19 protein-coding genes and 1 pseudogene are annotated in these 26,636 nt (G+C 42.9%); 16 read left to right on the top strand and 4 right to left on the bottom strand.

Translation table 11 applies throughout. The features are described from left to right. Positions 1-710: 710 nt before the first annotated feature. Together HUW51_RS23795 and HUW51_RS23790 are read left to right on the top strand one after the other, a co-directional pair. Entirely contained in the window at positions 711-4,100 is a 3,390-nt protein-coding gene (locus tag HUW51_RS23795) for a beta strand repeat-containing protein (RefSeq protein ID WP_185272071.1), read from the top strand. A 50-nt stretch (positions 4,101-4,150) separates the two neighbouring features. Then, the gene (locus HUW51_RS23790) at positions 4,151-5,665 is read left to right on the top strand and encodes a T9SS type A sorting domain-containing protein (RefSeq protein ID WP_185272070.1); all 1,515 of its coding nucleotides are present in this window, start codon (positions 4,151-4,153) and stop codon (positions 5,663-5,665) included. A 150-nt stretch (positions 5,666-5,815) separates the two neighbouring features. Here HUW51_RS23790 and HUW51_RS23785 read toward each other — a convergent pair whose 3' ends face one another. Then, entirely contained in the window at positions 5,816-6,292 is a 477-nt protein-coding gene (locus HUW51_RS23785) for a Dps family protein (RefSeq protein ID WP_185272069.1), read from the bottom strand. A gap of 201 nt (positions 6,293-6,493) precedes the next feature. After that, on the bottom strand, positions 6,494-7,384 hold the full coding sequence (sucD, locus tag HUW51_RS23780) for a succinate--CoA ligase subunit alpha (RefSeq protein WP_185272068.1): 891 nt from the start codon (positions 7,382-7,384) through the stop codon (positions 6,494-6,496). A 346-nt stretch (positions 7,385-7,730) separates the two neighbouring features. On the opposite strand from sucD, the pseudogene HUW51_RS23775 reads away from it, so the two are divergent. Both HUW51_RS23775 and HUW51_RS23770 read left to right on the top strand, forming a co-directional pair. Then, positions 7,731-8,708 (top strand): annotated as a pseudogene (locus HUW51_RS23775) (PLP-dependent cysteine synthase family protein); the annotation flags it as partial. A gap of 444 nt (positions 8,709-9,152) precedes the next feature. Next, entirely contained in the window at positions 9,153-9,590 is a 438-nt protein-coding gene (locus HUW51_RS23770) for a response regulator (protein ID WP_185272066.1), read from the top strand. Positions 9,591-9,697: 107 nt separating this feature from the next. Here HUW51_RS23770 and HUW51_RS23765 read toward each other — a convergent pair whose 3' ends face one another. Next, on the bottom strand, positions 9,698-13,288 hold the full coding sequence (locus HUW51_RS23765) for a choice-of-anchor tandem repeat GloVer-containing protein (protein WP_185272065.1): 3,591 nt from the start codon (positions 13,286-13,288) through the stop codon (positions 9,698-9,700). A 698-nt stretch (positions 13,289-13,986) separates the two neighbouring features. On the opposite strand from HUW51_RS23765, the gene HUW51_RS24815 reads away from it, so the two are divergent. The 4 genes from HUW51_RS24815 to HUW51_RS23750 all read left to right on the top strand — a co-directional run bounded on the left by HUW51_RS24815 (position 13,987) and on the right by HUW51_RS23750 (position 16,587). Beyond that, complete coding sequence (locus tag HUW51_RS24815) at positions 13,987-14,109, top strand: hypothetical protein (RefSeq protein WP_262891306.1); 123 nt, start codon at positions 13,987-13,989, stop codon at positions 14,107-14,109. Positions 14,110-14,168: 59 nt separating this feature from the next. Beyond that, positions 14,169-15,230 (top strand): SMP-30/gluconolactonase/LRE family protein, encoded by a 1,062-nt coding sequence (locus HUW51_RS23760; protein WP_228466881.1) that lies wholly within the window; start codon positions 14,169-14,171, stop codon positions 15,228-15,230. A 110-nt stretch (positions 15,231-15,340) separates the two neighbouring features. Continuing rightward, complete coding sequence (locus tag HUW51_RS23755) at positions 15,341-16,030, top strand: hypothetical protein (RefSeq protein ID WP_185272064.1); 690 nt, start codon at positions 15,341-15,343, stop codon at positions 16,028-16,030. Between the two features lie 143 nt (positions 16,031-16,173). Beyond that, complete coding sequence (locus tag HUW51_RS23750; protein WP_185272063.1) at positions 16,174-16,587, top strand: VOC family protein; 414 nt, start codon at positions 16,174-16,176, stop codon at positions 16,585-16,587. 316 nt (positions 16,588-16,903) lie between these two features. On the opposite strand, the gene HUW51_RS23745 is transcribed toward HUW51_RS23750, so the two are convergent. Beyond that, the gene (locus HUW51_RS23745) at positions 16,904-18,145 is read right to left on the bottom strand and encodes a PQQ-dependent sugar dehydrogenase (protein WP_185272062.1); all 1,242 of its coding nucleotides are present in this window, start codon (positions 18,143-18,145) and stop codon (positions 16,904-16,906) included. 264 nt (positions 18,146-18,409) lie between these two features. Here HUW51_RS23745 and HUW51_RS23740 point away from each other — a divergent pair, with 264 nt between their 5' ends. The 8 genes from HUW51_RS23740 (at position 18,410) to HUW51_RS23705 (ending at position 26,597) form a co-directional block, all read left to right on the top strand. Continuing rightward, on the top strand, positions 18,410-19,366 hold the full coding sequence (locus HUW51_RS23740) for a DMT family transporter (RefSeq protein WP_185272061.1): 957 nt from the start codon (positions 18,410-18,412) through the stop codon (positions 19,364-19,366). Between the two features lie 99 nt (positions 19,367-19,465). Further along, complete coding sequence (locus HUW51_RS23735) at positions 19,466-19,915, top strand: VOC family protein (protein WP_185272060.1); 450 nt, start codon at positions 19,466-19,468, stop codon at positions 19,913-19,915. Between the two features lie 192 nt (positions 19,916-20,107). After that, the gene (locus HUW51_RS23730) at positions 20,108-20,500 is read left to right on the top strand and encodes a lysozyme inhibitor LprI family protein (protein WP_185272059.1); all 393 of its coding nucleotides are present in this window, start codon (positions 20,108-20,110) and stop codon (positions 20,498-20,500) included. A 164-nt stretch (positions 20,501-20,664) separates the two neighbouring features. Continuing rightward, a complete protein-coding gene (locus HUW51_RS23725; protein ID WP_185272058.1) occupies positions 20,665-21,729 on the top strand; it encodes an FUSC family protein in 1,065 nt (354 codons plus the stop codon). Positions 21,730-21,848: 119 nt separating this feature from the next. Further along, positions 21,849-22,547, top strand: a complete 699-nt coding sequence (locus HUW51_RS23720) for a 2'-5' RNA ligase family protein (RefSeq protein WP_185274655.1) — start codon at positions 21,849-21,851, stop codon at positions 22,545-22,547. A 226-nt stretch (positions 22,548-22,773) separates the two neighbouring features. After that, complete coding sequence (locus tag HUW51_RS23715) at positions 22,774-23,238, top strand: hypothetical protein (protein WP_185272057.1); 465 nt, start codon at positions 22,774-22,776, stop codon at positions 23,236-23,238. Positions 23,239-23,411: 173 nt separating this feature from the next. Then, on the top strand, positions 23,412-24,077 hold the full coding sequence (pgmB, locus tag HUW51_RS23710; RefSeq protein ID WP_185272056.1) for a beta-phosphoglucomutase: 666 nt from the start codon (positions 23,412-23,414) through the stop codon (positions 24,075-24,077). Between the two features lie 192 nt (positions 24,078-24,269). After that, entirely contained in the window at positions 24,270-26,597 is a 2,328-nt protein-coding gene (locus HUW51_RS23705; protein WP_185272055.1) for a glycoside hydrolase family 65 protein, read from the top strand. Positions 26,598-26,636 lie beyond the last annotated feature (39 nt).

Raw genomic sequence — 26,636 nt, 5'->3', positions numbered from 1 at the left:
ACGCCTAAGTTGGGCTATATTAAACTTAGTTTTCATAAAAAGACCTTATTTTAAAAAATCAATCGTGTTGATTTACGAAGAAGAAGGCGACCCCAATAATTTTTTAAATTTGAAGTACAATCTTAAATAAACGTAGAACCTGCTAAAATTTTCAGGAACATAGGATAAGAACTAGCAAATGGCTTTGCTTGGAGGAATGTAATATAAATTTAAGATTAAATATTTAGATTTACCTGATGTATAAATAAAAATTTTATTTGCTTAACGCTAACTTAAACCACTTTTACTCTAGTTATTCGTATAATTCTAAATTAAAAATCATTCTTGTTAAAAATCAATAAGGCATGCCCATAATTGGTATAACAATTTAGCCGAAGTAAATCTTCTGCACTTGTAAATAGTGTATTTGAAGTTTTAAATATTATAAACTTAAACTAATTACATTCTTTAAAAACATTAGTAATTATTTGAAGCCAATCTTTAAATTAAAGCAATACCCAGGTGGGCAAAACAACAATAATTATTTAATTGCTCTTATTAGTCGATGATTTAATTTTGATGATTATACTTTGCCCGATTACTATACTTTTAAAATAATGATAGTAGGTTAATCAACTTAAGGTATTAATTTCCCTTTTATCAACTCCGCTCTTAAGTTTTGTATCTAAATCAAACTTATACATACTCCTTATACTTACGCATTGGTTATTATGAATTTTATTAAACTTAAACTTGGTTTATTGTTACCGCTGCTAATAAGTGGCAAAATGCTGTTAGCGCAAAATACAGGAATAAGTGATGAGGCGCGTACCCCCGATGCTTCGGCAGTTTTAGATGTTTATTCTACTTCTAAAGGGATGCTGGTACCCCGGGTAACGGAATTACAACGAACTAACATTGTTAATCCGGCTCAGGGATTACTTGTTTACCAAACTAATGGCACGGCACCGGGCTTTTATTATTATACCGGTACCACTTGGACGCCTATTGTTTCAGGTAGTGGCAGTCGCTGGTCATTGGAAACTGGAACAAACAATATATACTATAATTCAGGTTTTGTGGGCGTAGGTGTAACTAACCCGAGAAACCAAATGGTTGTAAGCAACAACTTGGAAATCCGCCGCACCGGTACTGCTGCTACCGACCTCGCGCAACTAATATTTTCAAATACTGCTAACCAAGGTAACTTCCGGATTGGTGGTGATGGGGGAGATATTTTCTGGCAAGGTGGTGGAGGTCAAGCTTTACAAATGGGTTCTTTCTGGACAACTATTTTAACAGGAGATCGCCAATCAGCAGTTTTTCCAAATTTTTCAACAGGCGGAACTGGTACCAACGCTAACAGGGGGGTTTTAGTAAAAGGAGCCCGGGATGCTAGTATTCCATTATCTATTCAGGGAAACTCTGTTAATCAAACTGCTAACCTAACCGAATGGCTAAACGCATCTGGCACAGCAATTAATGTGGTAAATAGTGCGGGTAATTTCGGTATTGGTGTTACGACGCCAACTCAGAAATTAGATGTAGCCGGTAATTTAAGATTTTCAGGTACTTTACTGCCGGGGGGCAATGCCGGCACTTCCGGACAAGTGCTGCAATCAACGGGCAATGCTACTGCCCCGGTTTGGGCCGATCTGAGTACCGCTACCAGCTCTTTGAACTGGGCTTTGGGAGGAAACACGTTGCCGGCTACGCCAGGCATCCGGAACTTAGGTACTATTTCAAACCATGATCTTCCGTTTATCACCAATAATTCCGAAAAAATGCGGATTCAGGCTGGTGGTAATGTGGGTATAGGGTTAACAACACCTACCGAACGATTAGAAATAAATGGCAATATGCGGTTAACCGGGGTAAGTTCGGGAACCAGGCGCATTGCTTTTGCCGGCACAACTTTAGGGGGCGGCGGCGGCGACCCCGACGGAATTATCGAATTAAGACCGGTAAATACAAATGAGCAGCAAGAAATGCTCTTTTACGTGGGCAACGATAATACTACCACTTATGGCCCTGACCGCATCCGGATGGTGGCAGAAGAAATACGTTTTCAGAATTTTAATGATGCCGGGGCCAGCAGTATTGCTAATGCCGAAACCCAAACAGGGGTAAATACCCGCATGATTATAACTCCGGAAGGCAATGTGGGTATAAACACCGATACGCCCACCGAAAGAGTAGATGTAACTGGTAATTTGAAATTAACGGGTGCCTTTATGCCTAATAACCAACCTGGTACAGCTGGCTTTGTATTACAATCGGCTGGTGTTAATGCCCCACCAGTGTGGGTCGATCCTAATACCACCAGTAGTTCTGTTAATTGGGCACTCGGAGGAAATAACCTAACGGGTATCCGAACTTTGGGTACAATCAGCAATTTTGACTTGCCTTTTATTACCAACAATATAGAAAAAATGCGGATATCGGCTGCAGGTAATGTAGGAATTGGCGTTAATACTTTTAATGGAGCCAACCCCGAAAAATTACTGGTAAATGCGGGTACAACCACTTCAGTAAATGCCATTGTGGCACGTGGAAGTATAAACTCTTACTTTCAAACTAATATTCAAAATACATCAACGGGTAATCAAGCCAGCTCCGATGTGGTAGCTACCGCCAACAATGGAACTGAAACCACAAACTTTATAAACATGGGGATTAATGGCTCTAATTACGTATATCAAACAGGTAATCCCATTATTACTGGTAAGGCAAACGATGGGTATTTACTTTCGGCCGGGCAAGACTTTTTACTAGTAAATAACAATGCCACGAAAGATATGATCTTCCTGACTGGGGGAACGGCCCCGGCTAATGAAGCCATGCGGATTACGGCTAATCGTAATTTGGGATTAGGCGTTACTACGCCAGCACAAAAATTAGATGTATTAGGAAATTTTAAATTAACCGGTGCTTTTATGCCCAACGGCACTGCCGGCACTGCCGGACAAGTATTGCAATCGGCGGGTGAAAATGCTTCGCCAGTTTGGGTAACGGCGGGAGCGTCTTCCAGTTGGGCTTTAGGCGGTAACAGCGTAGCGGCCTTAAATACTTTAGGTACCACCACTGCATTTGATTTGCCATTTATCACCAACAATACAGAGAAAATGCGGATTCAATCAGATGGTAATGTAGGTATTGGATTAACAGCACCATCGGAAAAATTAGAAGTTAACGGAAATATCAGAATAACAGGTCCCAATGGCGGGACCAGACGCCTGGCTTTTGATGGTACTACTTTGAGTGGTGGTGCAGGTGACCCGGATGGGATTATAGAAGTAAGGCCCGTAAATAACAGCGAACAGCAGGAAATGCTTTTTTATGTGGGTAATGATAATACGACTACATATGGCCCGGATCGGATTCGAATGGTAGCTGAGGAAATCCGTTTTCAATCTTTTAATGATGCCAGCCTTAGTTCACTCGTTAATGCCGAATCAACATCAGGTGGTGCAGTTACGCGAATGATTATTACACCGGCAGGCAATGTGGGTATTGGTGTGATAGCTCCTTCCCAGAAATTAGAAGTTACAGGTAATATGCGGCTTACTGGTGCCTTTATGCCTGGTAACAATGCGGGTACTGCAGGCCAGGTTTTACAATCAGCGGGGGCTAATAATTCGCCTGTGTGGGTTGCACCCAATGCGTCCACTACCTGGGCATTAGGAGGAAACTCCGTAGGTGCAGTAAGTAATTTGGGTACCACCTCCGCTTTTGATTTACCTTTAATTACATCGGGCACCGAAAAAATGCGAATTACAACAGCTGGTAACGTAGCTATTGGAACTACTACTCCTAATTCTACGCTATCAGTTAATGGTTCCTTAACTATGGCTGTAAGAACTGCCGCTGGTTCTGTAACATTAGCTGCTAACGACCATGTTGTAATAAATACAACAAATGGAACGGCCACCTGGAATTTACCAGCAGCAAACACGTGTACCGGAAGAATCTATCGTATAATTAACCACGGTAATGGAGCGCTTACCATTTCTCCGGGTGTTATTATCGGGTACGGTGGCTCAACAGCCAATTCCCTAGCAATGGGCGCGGCTGTCGAGATCATATCGGATGGTACCAACTGGCGAAGAATGGACGACTAAGTCTGTACTTAAAAATTTTAAATTTTAAGATTTTACCAAAGTACAGATTTATGAAAATTATCCAATTACTTCTTTCGTTTTTATTCCCGGTTGTTGCGCAGGCGCAAGGCATTGTTAATAACGGCGGTAGGATTGTGGTAGGAACCGGCGCTTTTTTTAACGTTACGGGCAATAACGGGCATATAACCAACGCCACCGCCAATAACACTAGCGGCACCATAAATAACGATGGTACCATTACTTTGTCGGGTAATTTAATTAATAATGCCGCCAACAATGTATTTATTAACCGCAACGGCCTGGGACAGGTTATTTTTAACGGTGTTACCGGGCAAGCTATAGCGGGTTCTGCGCCAACCATTTTTGAAAATATTACTCTGAACAATGCCGCCGGATTGTCTTTGCAACAACATGCCACAACGGGTACACTAACCTTAAGCCAAGGGCCTTTGTATTTAAACGGCTGGTCTTTAACCATTAACAACAGCGCCACTGCCGCCATTACGCGCACCAATGGGTATTTGGTAAGCGAACAAACCAATAATGCCGGTAAAGTAATCTGGAATATAGCTGATACTCGGGGTGCGCACGTTTTTCCGTTTGGTAATGGTTCGGGGGCTTATATTCCGTTTACTTTTAACTTAACGGCGGGCAATGTGGGCAATGTAACCGTAGCTACCTACGCTACAAACCCGGCGAACCAGCCTTATCCTACTACTCCCGATCGGGTAACCAATGTAAACGGCTGGGATGGCAAAGACAACAGCGCTAACACCGTAGACCGTTTCTGGCAAATCGATAAGGATGGTGCCGATGGTACGGCCACGCTTACTTTTACCGCTAGCCCCGAGGAAGTAGGCGAGGTAACGCTCCTGCAAGCCCAACGCTGGAATGCCGCCCGCCAAATCTGGGATATACCACTGCCCGGCCAAAGCAGTACCTTGTATTCAGCTACGGTGCCCGATGTTACCAATTTTTCACCCTGGACATTGTCCGGAAATAATTCTCCGTTACCCATCGGGGTTTTACAATTTTCGGCTACGGTAAACCAAAGCAGGGTAGATTTACACTGGAAAACCTCGCACGAAACCGCCGGAACCACGTTTACCATCAAAAAATCCCGGGATTTAAGGCACTACGAAGCTGTAGCAACTCTTAACGGAACTGGTGCTAACCAGCAGGTAAATACGTATCAGACCCAGGATAAACAACCGTATCCGGGATTATCGTACTACCGGCTAAAAGTAACCAATGCTGCCGGGCAAACTACCTACTCCGAAGTAGTGGCGGTTAATTTAAACGAGAATACCGTTTTTGCCGTGTCGGTATATCCGAACCCCACGGAAGAATTTTTAAATATTTCCATTTCCGGTAATCCCGGCACAACCTACGAAGTGCAGTTAACGGACATGGTAGGCCAACGTTATTATCTGGGTAAAGTAGTAGCCGAAAAAGCCCAGCATACTTTGCAATTACTAAAGGGGCCGCATTTCCCGGCGGGGGTATTCTTACTTTCCGTGTCGGGTAACGGGCATTTTTTTAGTAAGAAAGTAGTGGTGCAATAATTACCGGAACTTTGAATTTAAAGTGTAGGGCTGGAATTTATAAGATTTTAAAATTTAATCTTTTATGAAGGTGCTAATTAGGCAACCCTGATAGGTAAAAACAAAAAAGCGGCAGAGCAATCTCCCGCTTTTTTAATTTTAAAATTATGCTTAGCCATTCAGGAAAGCGTTTAGCATCCACAAGTTTTTTTCGTTATCATTCAGGTCTTCGCTGATTAAACCTTCGGTGCCTTCATCATCGCCTTCGTCGGCTAGTTTTAAAATTTCCCGTTCTAACTTAATGAGTAAAGTAAGGTTTTCGATGGTGGTGCCTACGGTATCGCGGTCGGTGGTAAGGTTCTGGCTTTCTTTAATAGACGATTTATTAATGAACTCAGAAAAACTATGAAGCGGGGTATAACCTAAAGTTAAAATGCGCTCGGCAATTTCGTCGATGCGGGTTAAAGCATTGGTATACAGTTCTTCAAATTTGGCGTGCAACTGAAAAAAGTTGCTGCCTTTAATGTTCCAGTGGAAGCCACGTACGTTTTGGTAATAAATATGGTAGTTTGCTAAGAGTTCGTTAAGCTTGGTAGCTAACTCCTGATTGCTCTTTTTTTCGAGTCCGGTTACAGTTAAATCTTGCATAGTTTTATTCGTTATTTAATTCTGCAATTTCTTTATAATTACCATATAAACCCCTAAACCGGCTGTAAGGTTTAGCTAAAGTAATCTGGTTAGTTTCTTTCGCGCCTAAGGCATAAAAAAAGAGATGCCTTTTGAGCATCTCTTTTAAAAAAAAATTAAAATTTAGTCTAATATCTAAAATCTAGCATCTAACATCCAGGTTTAGGCTTCGATCGATTCGCCTTTTAAAACTTTGGCCATAGTTTCGCCAATATCGGCCGGCGATTTTACTACGTGGATGCCGCATTCGGCCATAATACGCATTTTAGCTTCGGCAGTATCATCGGCGCCACCAATAATAGCACCCGCGTGACCCATCCGGCGGCCTTTCGGGGCCGTTTGTCCCGCAATAAAGCCTACTACCGGTTTTTTGTTGCCGGTTTCTTTAATGTACTGCGAGGCCATAGCTTCGTAGTTACCACCAATTTCGCCAATCATTACAATAGCGTCGGTGTCGGGGTCGTTCATTAATAATTCTACCGCGTTTTTAGTAGGGGTACCAATAATTGGGTCGCCGCCAATACCAATAGCCGTAGAAATGCCTAAACCTGCTTTTACAATCTGGTCGGCTGCTTCGTAGGTTAAGGTACCGGATTTAGACACAATGCCAATGCGGCCGGGAGCAAACACGAAGCCCGGCATAATGCCTACTTTCGCTTCGCCGGGAGTAATTACGCCAGGGCAGTTAGGTCCGATTAAGGTTAACGGTTTATCCCGGATATACTCCTTCACGTAAATCATATCTTTGGTAGGAATACCTTCGGTAATAGTAACTATAACGCCAATACCGGCATCGGCGGCTTCCATAATAGCGTCGGCGGCAAAAGCCGGTGGCACAAAAATAATAGTTACGTTGGCGCCGGTTTCGCGTACAGCATCGGCAACGGTATTAAAAACCGGCCGGTCCAGGTGGGTGCTGCCGCCTTTACCCGGAGTTACCCCGCCTACTACGTTGGTGCCGTATTCAATCATTTGTTGGGCATGAAACGAACCTTCGGAGCCGGTAAAGCCCTGAACAATCACTCTTGAATCTTTATTTACTAAAACACTCATGTTAGTAAGTTTAATTAAAAGGTATGGGGTTGGATGCAATAGGTGCTGCAAAAATAGTTTTTTTTAAGTCCGCTCCAAACAGAAATCCGGATTTACCTGATTATTTTACCCACCCTTGACCTACGCCGGTTTTTAATTAAATAAAAAGTTAAACCCCAGGTTCCCTTTTTGGCTTGCCTCTTTTTTTAGAAAATTTTAAAATTTTTTAATTCCGGAACACCAGAAAGTAATTGAACTAACCCGGCTTGTGGTTTATTATATTAAAATAAATAAATTACTTTTGTACGGCAGTAAACCGGTATCAGTCTGGTGTTGCCTGATTTTTATTCTGATAAATACGCAATTCATGTACTTAAATCATATTACGGAAGCAATTGGCCGCACCCCGCTGGTTAAGCTTAATAAAGTAACCGAAGGTATAAAAGCCACGGTGCTTGCCAAAGTAGAATATTTTAACCCGGGCAATTCGGTGAAAGACCGTATGGCCCTTAAAATGATTGAAGACGCCGAAAAAGCTGGTATTCTGCAACCCGGCGGTACCATTATAGAAGGTACTTCGGGCAATACCGGCATGGGGCTGGCCTTGGCGGCAACTGCCCGGGGGTATAAATGTATTTTTACCCTTACCGATAAGCAGAGCAAAGAAAAAATGGATATTCTGCGGGCGGTGGGTGCCGAAGTTATTGTATGCCCTACCAACGTGGCTCCCGAAGACGAACGTTCTTATTACTCCGTAGCCAAACGCCTGAACCGCGAAATACCGAACTCCTTTTACCCGAACCAGTACGATAATTTATCGAACACCGCTGCCCATTACGAAACCACTGGTCCCGAAATTTGGGAGCAAACCGAAGGCAAAGTTACTTGCCTGGCTACCGGGGTAGGTACTGGCGGCACTATTTGCGGTATTTCTAAATATTTAAAAGAACAAAGCTCCGCTGTAAAAGCCATTGGCATTGATACCTACGGTTCGGTTTTTAAAAAATACAAGGAAACCGGTTTTTTCGACGAGAACGAAATTTACCCTTACAAAACCGAAGGCATCGGCGAAGATATTCTGCCCAAAAACGTAGATTTTAGCTTAATTGATCAGTTTATAAAAGTTACCGACAAAGACGGCGCCCTGATGACCCGCCGTTTGGCTAAAGAAGAAGGTTTGTTTGTGGGTTGGTCTTGCGGCTCGGCGGTACACGGCGCATTGGAATATGCCCGCGAACACCTGACGGAGGACGATGTATTGGTCGTGATTTTACCGGACCACGGTACCCGCTATCTGGCCAAAATTTACAACGACGATTGGATGCGCGAGCAAGGTTACATCGAGTAAAATATTAAAATTTTAAAAAAAGCACTTTTGGGTTTAATTCCGGAAGTGCTTTTTTATTTTCTGGTTCAGCCATTTTCTATCTCGTCTTAATTTGAAAAAAACTTTTTTACGGCAAATCTAATTACCTTATTTTTCCGTATTAGTCTCATTAAGAAACCGGGTGTAAATACGGAGTCGGAAGGAGCTGTTTTATAGGATTGTACATTCTTATTTTATTTGGTTTCTAAAAAGTACTGCAAAAAAAGTATGGCAAGTAGATTTAGTAATAAGTATATTTCTTAAAATGCAGGACAGGATTCGGCTATACAATAAATGCACTTGGTTGTTTAAATAAATTAAATATAAAATATAGAAAAATTTATAACGGAGGTTGCTGGTTTTTTTGGTAAAAGCTCACGTTTACGAGCCGGTTTTCCGAATAAGTGTTTTAGTTTTTAAATTATGCGAAAGTTAAAAGGAGTATTGCTAATCGATGATAATGAAACCAGCAACTTTTTAAATCATCGATTATTAAACCGGATGCAAGTAACTGAGAATATCCGGGTTTTTTCGACCGGACAAAGTGCTCTGGATTATCTTCAGAAATTAGATAATGGCGATTACAATCCGGCCGACCCTAATTTTTTTGAACCTGATTTAATTTTACTGGACGTAAATATGCCGGTAATGGATGGCTTTGAATTTTTGGAAATTTTTAACCAGAAACTGGGCGACAAGATAAAGCGAAACACGGTTGTTGCTATTCTTTCTACGTCGGCCCACCCCCAGGATACGCTGCGCGCCAACGATTATTCTGCGCCTTACATTATAAAACCCTTAACCGTAGATAAAGTTAATAATCTATTAACCGAAAAATTTGACGCTGTTACTGCTTCTTAAAAAAGCAGGCTGCATGAATTTTTAAAAATTTTAATTATTTAAAAATTTAAAAAATAAAAGAGAGCACCTGTAATTACAGGTGCTCTCTTTTATTTTAATCTATCTCGTTATTTTTTAATGAAGCGGTAAGTCTGCAGACCAGTTTCTGAGGGTACCTGTAATTGGTACAAGCCTGGTTGTAAATTGGCTACATTCAGTACTACCTGGTTGTTAGTAACCGGTTCATTCAAAGTTTTAACGGTATTTCCCTGGCTATCGGTAATAACACCGCTAAACGTAGTGGTGTTTTCGTTTAAAGAAACGGTTATTTGATTTACCGCCGGGTTTGGATACAGGTTGCTAACTACTGTTTGGTTTGCCGCATTATTAATTTCAGAAGCTATTAAGGTTCCTGTTGGTAAAATTTCTATCGCCGAAACGCAAGCCTTATCCACTACAGAAACAAAATTTAAATTTACTACTCCATCCGACACCGTTACGTTTTTACTAACCACAACGGCTGTTTTTGTACCACCCGCAGCAGCCACAATATCGTAGTTCGTTAACCAGGTCGCTCCTTCGGCAGTTACGTTAAATTTGCGCAAGCCAGGCAATGGGTGGAACGTTTCGGCAAAGTGCAGTTTTACCTGATAGGTGCCGTTGGTAACCGGAATGTTGTAGCTAAAGCTGCCGCCGTTAGAAGTAGCCCGCCGGTTATCCTGGTACAAGGCGTCGTTGGTAGTGCCAGCTATATCGGCAGTGGTGGTGGAAATACTGGTAGCGCCGGTAAAATACCCATCGGCCGCAAAGTTGCCCAGTGGGGTAGTTACGGCCTCGCCCCCGGTATTTATCCGTACCAGATTAACCGGGTTGGTAACCGTTACGGTCACTGCCTGTTCTGCCGAAAGCGCCGGGCTGCCATTATCGGTTACTTTAACTTTAAATTTAAAACTGCCGCTAACGGTAGGTTTCCAGGTAAATACCCCGCTAGTAGCATGAATGGTAGCGCCACTTGGAGCCCCTACCAGCGAAAAAGTTTTAGTTTGGCCGGCATCCGGATCGGTGGCCGTGGCGGTAAAGGTTAAAGTAGCGCCTTTGCTTACGGTTTTATTACCAATGGTAGCCAATACCGGGGCATCGTTTACGGGGCTAACGGTAATGGTTACGGTAGCTGGCGCCGAAACTAAACAGCCTACACTTACGGTAAAAGTAAAGCTATCTTTACCGGTAAAATTTGCTTTAGGTGTGTAGGTGCGGTTAGCTCCGGTGCCGCTTAAAGTTCCGTTTTTAGGGTTAGAACGAATGGTGTAGGTGAGCGGCGAACCGCCGGTGCCCACCAAGGTAATTGCTTTAGCGTTATCTTCTACGGTAGTAATGCTTTGCGCTTTGGCTACTAACGGATTAGGTTGCTGTACAATTAAGCTGCCGAAAGGAGTACCGCCATCGGTAGCCATATTAAAATGCCGCACTACGCTGTAAGATCCAGCCGGCGTAATCCGGAACAAAGTACCGGCATTGTTTTTACCGCCTTTGCTGGTCATGCCGTAGAAGTTGCCGTCGCTGGCTTGCACTAAATTATCTTTCGGGGTTTCTCCATCAATAGGGCCGGATAAGCGTTTTAAAACTTTATAATCCCCGGCCGCTGTTATCCGGAAAATAGCGCCATCGTAGGCGGTGCTGCCGCCAGAGCTGGTAGTACCGTAAAAATTACCATCTTTCCCCAGGGTTAATCCGCCCAAAGGAGCACTGCCATCGGCCAGGGTGTTTAAATGTTTTAAAACTTTGAAATTGGTGCCGGTAGTCGAAATTTTAAAAATGGTGCCGTAAGCGTAAGTACCGCCATCAGATGCCGTACCGTATAAGTTGCCGTCGGGGCCTTGTACCAAATCTCCTTCGGGGTATCTGCCATCGGGGCTGTAGCTTAAACTATAGAGTACCTTGTAAGCTCCCGCGGAAGTAACTTTAAATATTGTACCTCCCCGGTTAGGTCCGCCTAATCTGGCCGTGCCATAAAAGCTACCATCTTTCCCCTGAATTAAACCGCCATGTGGGTTTGATCCATCTACAGCGCTATTAAAATGATATAGTACTTTAAATGAACCGTTGGTGGTAATGCGGTAAATGGTACCCCCGTTGTAATTTCCTCCTTCTGATGTCATGCCGTAGAGGTTACCATCAGCTCCTTGTACCAAGCCGCCCAAAGGCCAACCACCTTCGGTATTTTTATTAAAATGATGCAGCACCGTGGTTACTCCCCCGCAAACTTTAAAAATGGTGCCGTGATTAGTGGTGCCCCCAATGTAAGTAGTGCCGTAATAAGCATTGTCTTTCGCCCGCACAATATTGCCGCTGAGGGTGTTGCCCTGCGTTGCGCCGTTAAAGCTATTTAATACAGAAAAAGTGCCCGTAGGGGTAACTTTAAAAATAGTACCGAAAAAGTTTTTTCCGCCATCAGAAGCTAAGCCGTATAAGTTGCCGTCGGTGTTCCGGTAAAGCGCACCCGTTGGAGAGCCGCCATCTTTCGTGTTATCCAGCGAATAAAGTACAGTTAGTTTACCGGCAGTCGTCATTTTAAAAACAGTACCGTAGCCAAACGTACCGCCTTGGCTGGTGCTACCGTAAAGCATGCCATCCGGACCCTGAATCAAATGACCATAAGGCCGACCGCCATCGGCGCGGTAATCCAGGTGTTTAATAATGGTAAAATTGCCGGCAGTACTTAGTTTGTAAATAACGCCCACGCCATTTGTGCCGCCACCGCGGATAACCCCGTACAGGTTACCATCAGCGGCGGCCATTAAGCTATTACGGTCCGGGTAAGCGCCATCGGTACCCTGCAAATGGCGAAGCACTTTAAAGTTAGTGCCGTTGGTGCTAATTTTAAAAATAGTGCCTTGGCTATAAGTACCGCCACTGTAAGTCATGCCATATAGTGCGCCGTCTTTGCCTTGGGTTAAGCTACCATAAGAATTGCCGCCATCAGTAGTGGAGTTTAACGACCGGAGGACAGTGTATTTGCCCGCCGGAGTAATTTTAAAAATAGCGCCGTAGCTATAAGTCCCGCCATTATAGGTAATGCCGTAAAAGTTGCCGTCTATACCTAAGGCTAAAGTACCATTGGGTTTAGCTCCGGTATTGTAACTAAAATTATGAATAACGCTAAAAGTACCAGTTGGCGTAATTTTAAAGATAGTACCGTAAGTGTTTAATCCGCCGGCGCTGGTTTGACCGTAAAAATTGCCATCGGGCCCTTTTACCAGACTGCCCCGCGGATAGGCTCCATCGGTGCCATAATTAAAATGATGCAAAGTAGTTACCTCGCCCTTAGGCGTAACCCGGAAAATAGTGCCGTAAAAATCGTAGGTGCCGCCCTCGTAAGTAAGGCCGTAAAAGTTGCCATCGTCTCCTTTAACCAAACCGCCGTAAGGCGTTTTTCCCCAATCGGCAAAGCCTTTAATAATGGAATAATTAGAGCCATTGGTTTTAACCGAGAACAAAGTGCCTTTTCCTTCGGGACCGCCGTTGGAGGTAAAGCCCACCAGTTCTTCCTGGGCCAGCGCCGGAGAAAAACTAAAGCCCATTATTCCCAGAATTAATGCTAGACAAGCCGATACCCGGACAAGCTGCAGGCGGTACATTTTACCGGTAAGTAGCCCCAAGATAGAAGGATACTTTTGGCGTAAATAAAACAAGGTTGGTTTGATTAAAGGTAAATCCATAGATTAGTTGAGGTTAGATGGGTAAGAGTAAAAATTAAAAAAACAATAAAATTCTTCGGCCAGCCAAAAAGGTTTGGTTAATCCCTTTAGCAGGATATTCCTATTTTATATGAAAGCATAGTTTTGAAATTGTTCTTTACTAACACTGTTTTTTGAAAAAAGCGCCGGTAATAAGTACAACTGCCGCAACAACCAATTTTTACAAAGCCTATCAGGAATTTAAATTTAAACCTGTTTTTGCAAGATGTTCATAATCTTGTGGTTTAATCCAGGATTTTAAATTTTTAAAAATTTTGATTTTACAAGCAAGCGGCATAAGGCTTAAATCCTCGCTATAACTCTAGATTGTATAATATAAATTAAATTTTATAGAATATAATAATTTAAATAAAATTTTAATTTTGCTTCAGCCATTAAGTTTAGCTGGTTAGTATAAAAATTTTATGCTTTACTTCTAAAATCTGTGTAAAATTAAAATTCTGGCAGCAAGGGTTAAATACGTAGTAGTTCTTAATTTCTTAAAAATTTAAATTTTTATCATCCATTAAGAAGGCCTTGATTTTTGGGGTATCTGGTGGCTGGTTAATTTTAGCTGAGCGCAATAAAGCGGCGACGCTAACTAAAATAAAGGTTAATTTAAAAATTTTACCGGGCTTTTGGCGGCTTTTAATATTTGTTAATAATATGTATACTTACCATTGGCAATTATTTTGGGGACGGTTTTAAAAGAAGATGTTGGCTTTGGCTTGGTACTGCCGGCGTGTATTATTGCCAGACAAATAACGGGCGCTACTCCTTTCAGCGGGGCAGCCCACGCGTAGAATAGTTTTAATACATGGTACATTTGGATTAATCTTTCACTTAAGAAACTGTTACAAACGTGCGCATTTTTAAAAATTTTCATTTTCTGCTTTTAGTTAGCCTGGTAGTTGGCGCTTGCCAGCAACAAGAAAAAGCCACCACTGCCACTACCAATACTGCGGTTACTTCGCCTATGACACAATCTCCCATTACCACTACCGGCTCCATCGAAAAATTAGACGAATCGCTGGATGATATTATTAAACTGGGCGCCAAGATTGAAATACTGGCCCGGGGATTTACCTGGTCGGAGGGGCCGTTGTGGTTGCCCCAGGAAAATAAACTTATTTTTAACGATATTCCGCCCAATACCATGTACCAATGGTCCGAAAAAAGCGGTTTGCAGGTTTATTTAAAGCCAGCGGGTTATACTGGTACGACGCCCCGGGGTGGCGAAATAGGCGCGAATGGCTTAGCTTTAGACCCAGATGGGCGTTTGGTGCTTTGCCAGCACGGCGACCGGCGCATGGCCCGCATGGATGCTCCCTTAAATGCGCCCACACCTAAATACGTAACCCTGGCCGATAGCTACGAAGGTAAAAAGCTTAACAGTCCGAACGATGCCGTGTACAAAAGCAACGGCGATTTATACTTTACCGACCCGCCTTACGGTCTCGAAAAAAACATGGATGATCCGGCTAAAGAATTGCCTTATCAGGGCGTGTACCGGGTTGCTAAAGATGGTACCGTGCATTTACTTACGAAGGAACTGAGCCGGCCTAACGGCCTGGCATTTTCGCCAGACGAGAAGAAATTGTACGTAGCCAACTCCGATCCGGACCGGGCCATCTGGATGGTGTACGATGTGCAACCCGATGGCAGTATCACCAACGGCAAAGTGTTTTTCGACGCTACCGACATGTTGAAAAAAGAACCAGGCAATCCTGATGGGCTTAAAATAAACAAAGACGGCATTTTGTTTGCCACTGGTCCCGGCGGCGTTCTTATTTTTTCGCCGGAAGGCAAGCACCTGGGCACCATTAAAACCGGCCAAGCCACCGCCAACTGCGCCTTTAACCCCGACCAAACAGAATTGTACATTACCGCCCACATGTATTTAATGCGGGTAAAATTAAAATAATTTAAATTTTTAATGCTTTGGGTAATCTTAGGTGATTCGTATTATGCTATTGTTATATTACCCATAAGTGTATGTCATTGGTTATATCCATGAGTTGACGGAAATTTTCTATGTATATTTTCAATAGGAAAACAAAACAGAAACACATAGAGCAACTGGAGTTTAAGATTGCTAACTTATTGCAAGAAGATTTGCCTCAACTTAAGAAAGTAATTGGAATGTCAAAGGTTTATGGTATTGACTTTATGCATAAGCCAGCCGGGATATATGTTGCTAGAGGTTACAAACCTGATGCATATAACGAAATAATGCGGCATCATAGAACACACTTCAATTTAAAAGGAATACTTATACTTAACCAAAAAACAAAAGAATACTATCCGCTCCAACTAAATTACCTCTATGACAGTCTTACCAGGATAGAAGTTGAAAACCCATATAGTTTTCACAGGTTATATGATTTGGACAGCATTAAGATTGGCAAAATACAATTAGAACATTTGCCACTTGTGAACCCAGATATAGAAATCGCTGAAAAGGCACTTAAGTCCTTAACAAAAGAGCAGAAAGATTTAATGGAACTAGAAGACACTTTCGAAATAGAGATTAAAGGGAAATCATACTATACAATATTGGACATGGAAGATGGTAATTATATCGCTGTTGACGAAAATGGGAGAATTTACCGTCTGAATCATGATCACACCGAACAAATACGAAAAATAGCAGATAAACCAGTTGACTTTTTAAAACTTTACAGCGGACAAAAAAGTGATTTGGAAAAAATAATGCTTGAATAAATAATATTACTTAACCATACCTAAAAACTACGAAAGTACTTTTAAATTAAATACGTTTTAACCAAGGAGGATCCTTGCTGTCAACTATTTCAATTCTTAATTATCAATATGCGAGAGCAGTATAATACTGGAAATTTAGCAACGTGAAACAAATTTTTATCAATCTGCCAGTAAAAATTGTAGAAGCATCAATGGGCTTTTACTCCGCATTAGGGTTTACCGTTAATCCATTATTTACATTTGACGATCAAAAATGTATGGTTTGGAGCGACCAGATTTACGTGATGCTACAGACTCTCGAAATGTTTCAATTCGGAAACACGAAAAATCTTGCTGACCCAAAAAAGAATACAATCGCCACATTTACCCTTCCTGTAGAAAGCCTGGATAAACTTCATGAAATGATGGAGAATGGTTTAAAAGCAGGTGGCACTGAGTTAGCTTCAACCAGAGATGAAGGCTTTATGCAAGTAAGAAATATAGAAGATTTAGACGGACATCTTTGGGCGATCATGTTTTTGGATCTGGATAAATTTAAGTTAATGACCGGGAAATAAGAGCAGGAAACAACGGGCCCTTAGCTAATTTTTAAAAATTTAAATTCTGATGCAACGAACCAGACCAAGAATTTGGAACACGTAAGATTGAGAAAATGATGCAGGGAGTTTGGCTGTTATGAATAATATTAAAAGTACGCTAAACAGAATAATCATTCCTTGTTGCTCGTTCCATCGAATATGGAGAAAAAATCATTATCCAAATTCTAGCGGCAGAGCTCGCCGAAAAGCTTTTTATTTAGCTTAGCAATATTTTACAAAAAAGGAGACCTCATAATAAGGTCTTCTTTTTTGTAAATACTAAAAATTTAATAAACTACTTAGCAGCTTGCGCGTTGGCCGAGGTAAAGGTGTAAATCTTGCCGTCTCCGTAAGAGCAAACGTATAATTCCTGGTTGGCATCTTCGCCGAACGACGAAATATTGCCGTCTAATTTTAAAAGGGCGGCATTCTGGTATTTGCCTCCGCTTTGGGGCGTTAAAGTCCAGATGTTGCCAGTTACGTAATCGCCGTAAATGTACTTGCCTTGGAGGGCCGCCAGCTTTTTGCCGCGGTATACGTGCCCGCCGGTAATGGATTTACCCGTGTCCATGCCTTGCTGGTACGAATGCACCGGTAAGGCATAACCTTTTTTGTCGCAGTCTTCGGGTTTAAAGCATTCGTTGGCTTCCATCACCCGCCAGCCATAGTTTTGACCGTTTTTAACAATATCTACTTCCTCAATTTTATTCTGGCCTACGTCTCCCACCCACAAATTACCGGTGGTTTTATCAAAACTAAACCGCCAGGGATTGCGCAAGCCATAGGCGTAAATTTCTTCGCGGTAACCTTCTTTGTTGCCTTTAAACGGGTTATCGGCCGGAATGGAATATTTTAAATTTCCGGAAGGTTTGTTAACGTCGATGCGCAAAATTTTACCGAGTAGGCTGGCTTTGTTCTGGCCGTTGTTGTGTGGGTCACCGCCGCTGCCGCCGTCGCCGGCTGCAATATATAAATAACCATCGGGCCCGAAAGCTACTTTGCCGCCATTGTGGTTGCTAAAAGGTTGTTCGTAAGTAAGCAGTACTACTTCCGTGGCTGGGTCGGCCTGGTTGGGGTTGCTTTTGCTCACCTGAAACCGCGAAATAGCCGTTTCCAAATCTTTGCCCCGGGTATAGTTCACGTAGAAATAACCGTTATTCTTAAAATCTGGATGAAAAGCCAAACCCAATAATCCCCGCTCGCCGCCACTAACTACTTTACTGGTTATATCTAAAAATTTCTGAGTAGTTTTTACGCCCGGGTTGTTCGGAAACACGTGAATTACGCCTTCCTGGGAAATCACAAAATTGCGGTTGGTGCCATCCGGGGAGCTTACAAATTCCACGGGCATCTCAAAAGTCAGGTTCGGGAAAGCCACTTTTAATTGCACCCCGGCTGCCGCTTTATCTTTATTATTAGCGGGTTGGTTTAACAACCTAGGGTTTACCATTTGTTTATTTTGGCGAGCTTGTAAAATAAGAAAAGCCCCAAATAGCAGCAGCAAACTCAGGAGTATTAGTTTATTTATTTTTTTCATGTATTTTAAATTAAAGGATTTATACCATAAAAAACCGGAAACTAGTAAAAGCTACTAGTTCGGCTACGTAGGGCTAGCTTATAAGTTTAGTATTTGCGCCAGAAGCTATCTTTCTTGCTTTAATTCTTTTCCGGATGAGGTCTGCCGAAGCAGGTGCAGCGCAAAATTTTTAAATCAGGAAGGACTAAGCTGCTTCGTTGGACATTACCGGCCACCTGCTTACATTTACTGGCCAGGTATTTCTGGCTTATATTATTACTTACGATGAAAACATCTCCCACGTTAAACCCGTCCGCTAAAGTTAAATTGGATCCGAAACAAGTGGCCGGAACGCTGGTGGTGTTTTTGGGAGCCGTATGCTTTTCGTCAAAAGCCGTTATCGTGAAACTGGCCTACCAGTACCACATTGACTCGGTTTCTTTACTCGCCTTACGCATGGCTTTTTCTTTGCCGTTTTTTCTGGTAATAGCTTTTTTTTCGCGCAAAAAAGACGTGCCGGTGGAGCCAGTTACCGCTAAAGATTATTTCTTGTTGGCCTTTTACGGCTTAATGGGTTATTACCTGGCCAGTTTGTTCGATTTTATGGGTTTGCAATACATTACGGCCGGCTTAGAACGCTTAATTTTGTTTATTTATCCCACCTTGGTTGTGGTATTTTCTTGGATTTTTCTGGGTAAAAAAATTACAAAAATTCAGTACGTAGCTTTGGGTTTAACGTATTCGGGCGTGTTGCTGGTCTTGCTCGGCGACGTAGAAGTGCAAACCAGTAAACATTTAGTAAAAGGCGGACTTTTGGTTTTTGCCAGCGCCGTTACTTACGCGCTTTACCTGATGGGTAGCGGCGTTTTAATTCCTAGGTTTGGTGCTGTCCGGTTTAATTCTTACGCCATGTCGGTGGCGGCGGGTGGGGTTTTTCTGCATTATTTAATTAACCACGGCGGCTATCAGTTGATGCGCTACGAGCCGGCAGTTTATGGCTACAGTGTATTAATGGCAGTAGTAGCTACGGTGGTTCCGTCTTACTTAATTGCCGAAGGCATTCGGTTGGTAGGAGCGGGTAACGCCGCCATTATCGGCAGCATTGGCCCGATTTCTACAATTTTGCTGGCCTATATTTTTCTGGGCGAAACGGTTTCGGTGGTGCAACTAATGGGTACCGCCATTGTACTCAGCGGCATTTTGCTGATTACTTTAAAAAAGGAAAAGACCGCGAAAGCTTAATTTTTAAAATTTTTAAATTTGGGGTGAGTAGGTGCGGGGTTTATATCAACCGTAAGGCAAAATCTGACCCAGCGGAAACATATTACGAAAAAAAAATAGATGAATGTAAAATACGGACATACCAACATCATTACCACTAACTGGAAAGCTTTGTGTAGTTTTTATCAGACCGTGTTTAATTGTGTGCCTGTTCCACCGCAGCGGGATCAAAAAGGACTGTGGCTTGATAAAGGTACCGGAGTACATAATGCCCATTTGCAAGGCATGCATTTGCGCTTACCCGGTTATGGCGATACGGGGCCTACGTTAGAGATATACCAATACGACGAAATAATTGATACTGAAAAACCCCAGCCTAACAAAAAGGAATTTGGGCATATTGCTTTCCAAACCGATAACATTCATCAATTATTGGATTTAGCCATAAAAAACGGGGCTAGTAAAATTGGGGAATTATCCCGGAACTATGTAGACGGGGTAGGTCAGCTTACTTTTATTTATATCTCCGACCGAGACGGAAATATAATTGAATTGCAAAACTGGAGCTAGCAGATAAATAACTGCCTGTTTAAAAACAATGCGGCTAGCCAGAGTTTTGCATCGGATAGGCTGCAATACAAAATGAAAAGGCTGTTCTCTGATTTGCCGCCTGTGCGCCAAGCTTTAAAAAGTTGTGGGGTAAGGCGAAAATACCCACCAGCTTTTTACGTATGCTACTTCTAAAACAGAAAGTAGAGCTACATGAACCAACTACTCACCATTCTCTTGCTCTTAACGGGTACCGTGTGCTACGGGCAAACCCAGGTCGATATGAACAAGCAAGCTTACGCCAAATACCAGAAAGCCGACCAGGAACTGAATGAGGTGTATAAAAAGATTTTAGGTCAGTACAAAGCCGATAAGCCGTTTATTACCAATTTAAAAGCTTCCCAGAGAATCTGGGTTACGTTCCGGGATGCCGAACTGAGAATGAAGTTTCCGGATCGCGAAGGTAATTATTACGGCTCCCTGCACCCGGTATGCCGGGCAAATTACCTGGAAGAATTAACCTGTCAACGAATCGATAAACTGCGGGAGTGGCTAACCAACCCAAAAGAAGGGGAGGGCTGTGCGGGCTCCGTGCAAGCAAAGTAAAAATTTACACGCGTGCTGTTGCTACCCTAAAAGTAATTTTTAAACCGGCCACTATTTTCTTCTGAAAAATGCAAAAAATTAAAAAATCCGAAATTATTCTGTTTTTATTTGTTCTAAAAACGTACTAGGTAGCTTAAACAAAAACACAGCGGATAAACCTTACCGTGAACTGGCAGCAGTTTTTAACTTTTAATTCGACCAAACGGCCCTGGCACTTGCCTATTCTGGCCGGACTGTGCGTGGGCATTCCTTTATTAGTGGGCTATTATACCAATCACATCGAGGGGGGTAAGTTGGCTTCACTGGCAGGGTTGGTTATTTTGTACATTCAATCCAATAACCTGGTAAACCGCATGATCACCTTAATGACTTGTGGTTTTGGCATCATGCTGTCGTTTTCGGTGGGCTTGCTTTTTTCTTTTCATCCGATGGTAGCGCCCTTGATATTAAGCGTTTTTTCGTTTGGGGTGCATTTTTGTTTGTACCAGTTGCGGTTTACGCGCCCGCCCGGCAACTTCTTTTTTATTATGGTAGCGGCTATGGCTATTAGTTTGCCATTTAACCCCGATAAAATTCCGGAAAGAATTGGCTACGTGGGCATGGGTACTATGATTTCGTGCGTGCTGGGTTTGCTGTACAGCCTGTTTACTCTTAAAAAGAACCAAACCGACGATATAACCTGGACCCCAAAAAACCAATACGTCAACACGCTGGAATCTATTACCTTCGGGGTATTCGTGGGGCTTTCTTTAGCCATTGCGCTTTTATTTAAATTAGATAATCCGTATTGGGTACCTACGTCGTGCGTGGCCGTTATGCAAGGGGTAACCACCAAACATATTTGGTTAAGAAGTAGCCAGCGGATTGTGGGCACGTTGCTGGGGCTGGGTGTTACCTGGCTTATTATTTTTCTAAAGCCGCCGTTGCTGGTAATTTGCTGTAGTATGGTGGCTTTGCAAATAATCGTGGAGTTTCTGGTAGTCCGGAACTACGCCGTTGCCGTGGTATTTATCACAATTCTTACCATTTTTCTGGCGGAGTTTAATAGTGTGCTGATCGCAGATCCGAATAAATTATTTCTGGCCCGGTTTATCGACATTACTATTGGCAGCCTGGTAGGAGCCGTGGGCGGTTGGGTTTTGTTTAACGAACGCATTCACTACCTGGCTACCCGGCAAATCAGAAGAACCAGGCTGGTACTGCGCAAAAAACATTCGCCTAAATTTTAAAATTTTAAAAATCACTCAACTGCCGGCACGTACAGTTAGACCTGGTTTTAATGTTTTCACGGGCTGGGTTATTGTTTTAAAAAGCTTGCAGAATAAGGCAAGAGCATGAAAAAATGAGCATGGAGGCACCAACCCATTTAAAGGAGCATTACCAACAGTTATATAATCGTTCTATTTCTAAAATTCAAGCTGGCCAGGTAGAGGTAGATGAATCGATAGATTCTCCGGATGATAACCGCCGGGGTATTACGCTGTTAATCCGACCGCCTGATTATATCAAAAGCAAGATTCAGGATTTCTTGCACATTTTGCGAGCTGTGGCGCCAGAGCAATATTACTACCGCCAATCGGATATGCACGTTACGGTAATGTCGCTTATTTCGTGTTACCCGGGTTTTAGCTTAGATAAAATTGCAATAGCCGATTATGTGGCAATAATTCAGAAAAGTCTGGCTAATACCCGGCAATTCGAGATTAATTTTAAAGGTATTATGGCTACACCCGCGAGTGTCTTAATTCAAGGCTTTTTACACGAGCCTACTTTAAACGATTTACGTGATCAGCTCAGACAAAATTTTAAAAATTCTACATTAGAGCAAACTATTGATAAGCGGTATTCCATCCAAACAGCCCACGCTACCGTAGTACGTTTTCGAAAAAAACTCAGCCATTCCGAAGCATTTGCCGACCTGTTAGAGCAATACCGCCATTATAATTTTGGTACCTTCCCGGTCGAGTCCTTAGAGTTGGTTTATAATGATTGGTACCAGCGCCAGGAAAAAGTACGCTTGCTGCATGTATTTAAATTGCCCGGTTAATTTCTAATTGATTTTAGCAATACCCGTAAATTTTACCAAAATTTATTCTGGTGAAAAAACTAAAAATTTAAAAATTCAGGCAAAATACTTCTGGATTAATCCGGGGCGGATAGCTGGTAATCCGGCGGCAAATAGTTTACTTTACCACATAGAAAACGGAAAATAAACCTGCCATTTTCAATAGCTTACCCCGCCATCTTACTAAAACTTAAACCAGAATTGACCCATGCGCTTAAGAACTTTAATTTTACTGGCCTGCCCTTTGTTTGTGGCTTGCGGAAAAGAATTGCCAAAACAAAACGCAGTAGCCGAAACCAAACCCATAGTGGGTACCTGGCGCTTAGTTACCGGCACTTTAATCGAAAAAGGCGACACTACCGTTACCGATTATACCCGAAACAACTCCTTTATTAAAGTGATAAATAATACGCACTTTGCTTTTCTGTTACACGACGTAAATAAAGGCAAAGACTCGGCGGCGGTGTTTTCGGCCGGTGGGGGAAGTTATTCCTTAACCGATAGCACGTATACCGAACACCTGGAATATTGCTCCGACCGCGCCTGGGAAGGGCACGATTTTCCCTTTACCATCACCATTAAAAACGACACGCTTACCCAACGCGGTATCGAAAAAATAGAAAGCTCCGGCATTAACCGGGAAAACATTGAAAAGTACGTGAAAGTTAAGTAAATCAGTGCTTGTCAGCTTTCAGGAATACAAGTTCTTCCCTTACCCTAAATACCAGTTTGCCCGAAGCCCTATGAAGTGATACATAAATATTAAAATTATTTAATATATTGCCAGCCGCTTACCGTATTTAAAAATTTTAGGGTGCAGTACTTAAAAAAAACCATTCGTACAAAATGATTAAAGCCTGTATTTTTGATTTAGACGGCGTAATAGTAGATACCGCCGTGTACCATTACCGCGCCTGGAAACAACTCGCCCACGAATTAGGCTTCGGTTTTACCGAGCAGCAAAACGAACAACTTAAAGGCGTGAGCCGGGTTAGGTCGCTGGAGCTGATTTTGGGTTGGGGCGGCGTTACCAAATCACCGGCAGAACAAACAGAATTAGCTACCCGCAAAAACCAGTGGTACGTGGACATGATCAACCGCATGGAGCCTTCTGAGATATTGCCGGGCGCGCAGGAATTTTTAAAAATTATCCGGCAAGCCGGTATTAAAACCGCCTTGGGTTCGGCGAGTAAAAATTCTTCCATTATTCTGGAGCGTTTGGGCCTTTTGCCGCTTTTTGATGCCGTGGTAGATGGCAATCACGTTACAGCATCTAAACCCGATCCGGAAGTATTTTTGAAAGGTGCCGAAGCTTTACAGGTAAACCCCGCCGATTGTGTAGTATTTGAAGATGCCATTGCCGGGGTGCAGGCTGCTAAAGCCGGTAACATGAAAGTAGTAGGCATTGGCTCGCCGGAAGTGTTATCCGAAGCTGACCTGGTAATACGTGGTTTACACGAAATGACTTTGGCGCAATTACAAGCGCTGGATACGGGAGCTGACAATATATAATACCAGGATAAGTGTAATTTAACTTACAAAAACGCAGCGGCGAAAGCAATTTTTTAAAATTTATCCTGGCTGAACGGCCGCACTCAAATCAAAAGCTTCGGCATAAATCAGTAATAGCACTCCGGAAATTAAAAAATTTAAAAATTTCGGTTCAATCAATCTAAGTTCCGGTAAACCTATCAGCAAAACAGCATGAAAAATTATATTAAAACCGATGAGTGGAATATTATTGAGGAAGGTTTTGACCCGCACCTGAATAAAATATCCGAAAGCATTTTTAGTTTGGGAAACGGCCGAATGGGTCAGCGGGCCAACTTCGAAGAGGCTTATTCTGGTGAAACGCTGTTGGGCAACTACGTGGCCGGCGTTTATTACCCCGATAAAACCCGGGTGGGCTGGTGGAAAAACGGCTACCCCGAATACTTTGCCAAAGTACTGAATGCCGCCAACTGGATCAGCATCGACGTAAATATTGCCGGCGAAACTTTAAATTTACACACCGCCCAAGTAACCGATTTCCGGCGGATGCTGAATATGCGGGAAGGCTATTTGCAACGTACTTTTACTGCCGAGCTCCCCAGCGGCAAACAAGTAAAAGTAAACGCCCAACGTTTTTGCAGCATCTCCGACGATGAAGCCGGCGCTATTTGCTACCAAATTACTCCGCTCAACTTTTCCGGGGAGCTTACCTTAACCCTGGCGATTGATGGCGACATAAAAAACCAGGATGCCAACTACGACGAAAAGTTCTGGGATGAAGTAACGAAAAAAGTATATCAGGATAGCGCTTATATTACCCTCCGGACAAAGAAAACGGCTTTTGAAGTATGCACCGGTATGCAGTTTCAGGTGTACCAAAACGACCAACCTTTGGCGCTGTCTGCAGAACCAATCCAACGCGAAAAGTACGTGGCTAGCCGGGTTACCGTGCCCGTAGAGCAAAACCAGGAAACTACTATTTTTAAATTTGCCGCTAACTTATCTTCCGAAAATTACCCAAAAGACAAACTACTGGAGCATTGCCGGGCATTGATTCAAAAAATAACCCGCAAAGGTTATAACCAAATGCTGCAAGAGCAAGCCCAGGCCTGGGCCGCTAAGTGGGAAGAAAGTGATATTGTCATTACCGGCGATGCGGCGGCGCAGCAAGGCATCCGGTTTAATATATTTCAACTAAACCAAACTTATACCGGCGAAGATGCCCGCCTGAACATTGGACCAAAAGGCTTTACCGGCGAAAAATACGGCGGTACCACTTACTGGGACACCGAAGCGTATTGTGTACCTTTTTACCTGGCCACAGCCGATCCGCAGGTTACGCGTAACTTGCTTATTTACCGCTACAAACACCTGCAAAAAGCCATTGAAAATGCCGAAAAGCTAGGCTTTACCAACGGCGCAGCGCTTTATCCTATGGTTACCATCAACGGCGAGGAATGCCACAACGAATGGGAAATTACCTTCGAAGAAATTCACCGGAATGCCGCTATTGCTTTTGCTATTTATAGATACGTACAATATACCCAAGATAGCGCCTATTTAAAGGAGTACGGCCTGGAAGTACTGATTGGCATTGCCCGGTTTTGGGCACAGCGGGTAAACTGGAGCAAAGCCAAACAACAGTACGTGATGTTGGGCGTAACCGGCCCGAATGAGTACGAAAACAACGTAAACAACAACTGGTACACCAACACCATGGCTTTGTGGTGTTTAGAATATGCGTTAGAGGTAATTACGCAGGTAAAAGCTAATTCTCCGGATGATTACGCTGGGCTGGTGCAGCGTACTAACTTTCAGGAAGAACCAGAAACCACAAAATGGCAGCATATTTTAAAAAATATGTATTTGCCCGAGGATAAAGAGCAAGGAATTTTTCTGCAGCAAGACGGTTATTTAGACAAGGAAAATATTCTGGTAAAAGATTTAAAACCCGCCAACCGGCCACTTAATCAGAAATGGAGCTGGGACCGAATTTTGCGGTCGCCGTTTATTAAGCAAGCCGATGTATTGCAAGGCATGTATTTTCTGGAAGACCGGTTTGATTTAGAAACTATTCGCCGGAATTTTGATTTTTACGAGCCCCGCACCGTGCACGAAAGTTCTTTATCGCCCTGCGTGCACGCCATTCTGGCGGCCAAACTCGGCGACGAAGAACGGGCTTACCAGTTTTACCTGCGTACCTCTCGCCTGGACCTGGATGATTACAACAACGACACCGAAGATGGTTGCCATACTACCTCCATGGCGGGCACCTGGATGAGCGTGGTAGAAGGTTTTGGCGGCATGCGGGTCCGAAATAATCAGCTACATTTTAATCCTTTTCTACCGGCCAAGTGGCAATCTTTTTCTTTTAAAATCCGGTTCCGGGGAGCTATACTAAATGTTGAAATCAGCCAGGAAGGGGTTTTATTAACTAATTTTTCCGGTAGAGCTATTGCGCTCCGGGTTTACGATAAATCTTATGACATTCAGGCAAATGCTTCCGTTTTAATAAACCCCAACGAGGCTGCGCCAAATTAAAAAAATTAAAAAATCTAATCAAAAGCCCCGGTACCAGTT

It is taken from the genome of Adhaeribacter swui (assembly GCF_014217805.1).
GTDB classification, from domain to species: Bacteria; Bacteroidota; Bacteroidia; order Cytophagales; family Hymenobacteraceae; genus Adhaeribacter; species Adhaeribacter swui.
The sequence above is the reverse complement of the archived record's forward strand: the minus strand, read 5'-3'. Positions and strand labels throughout refer to the sequence as shown.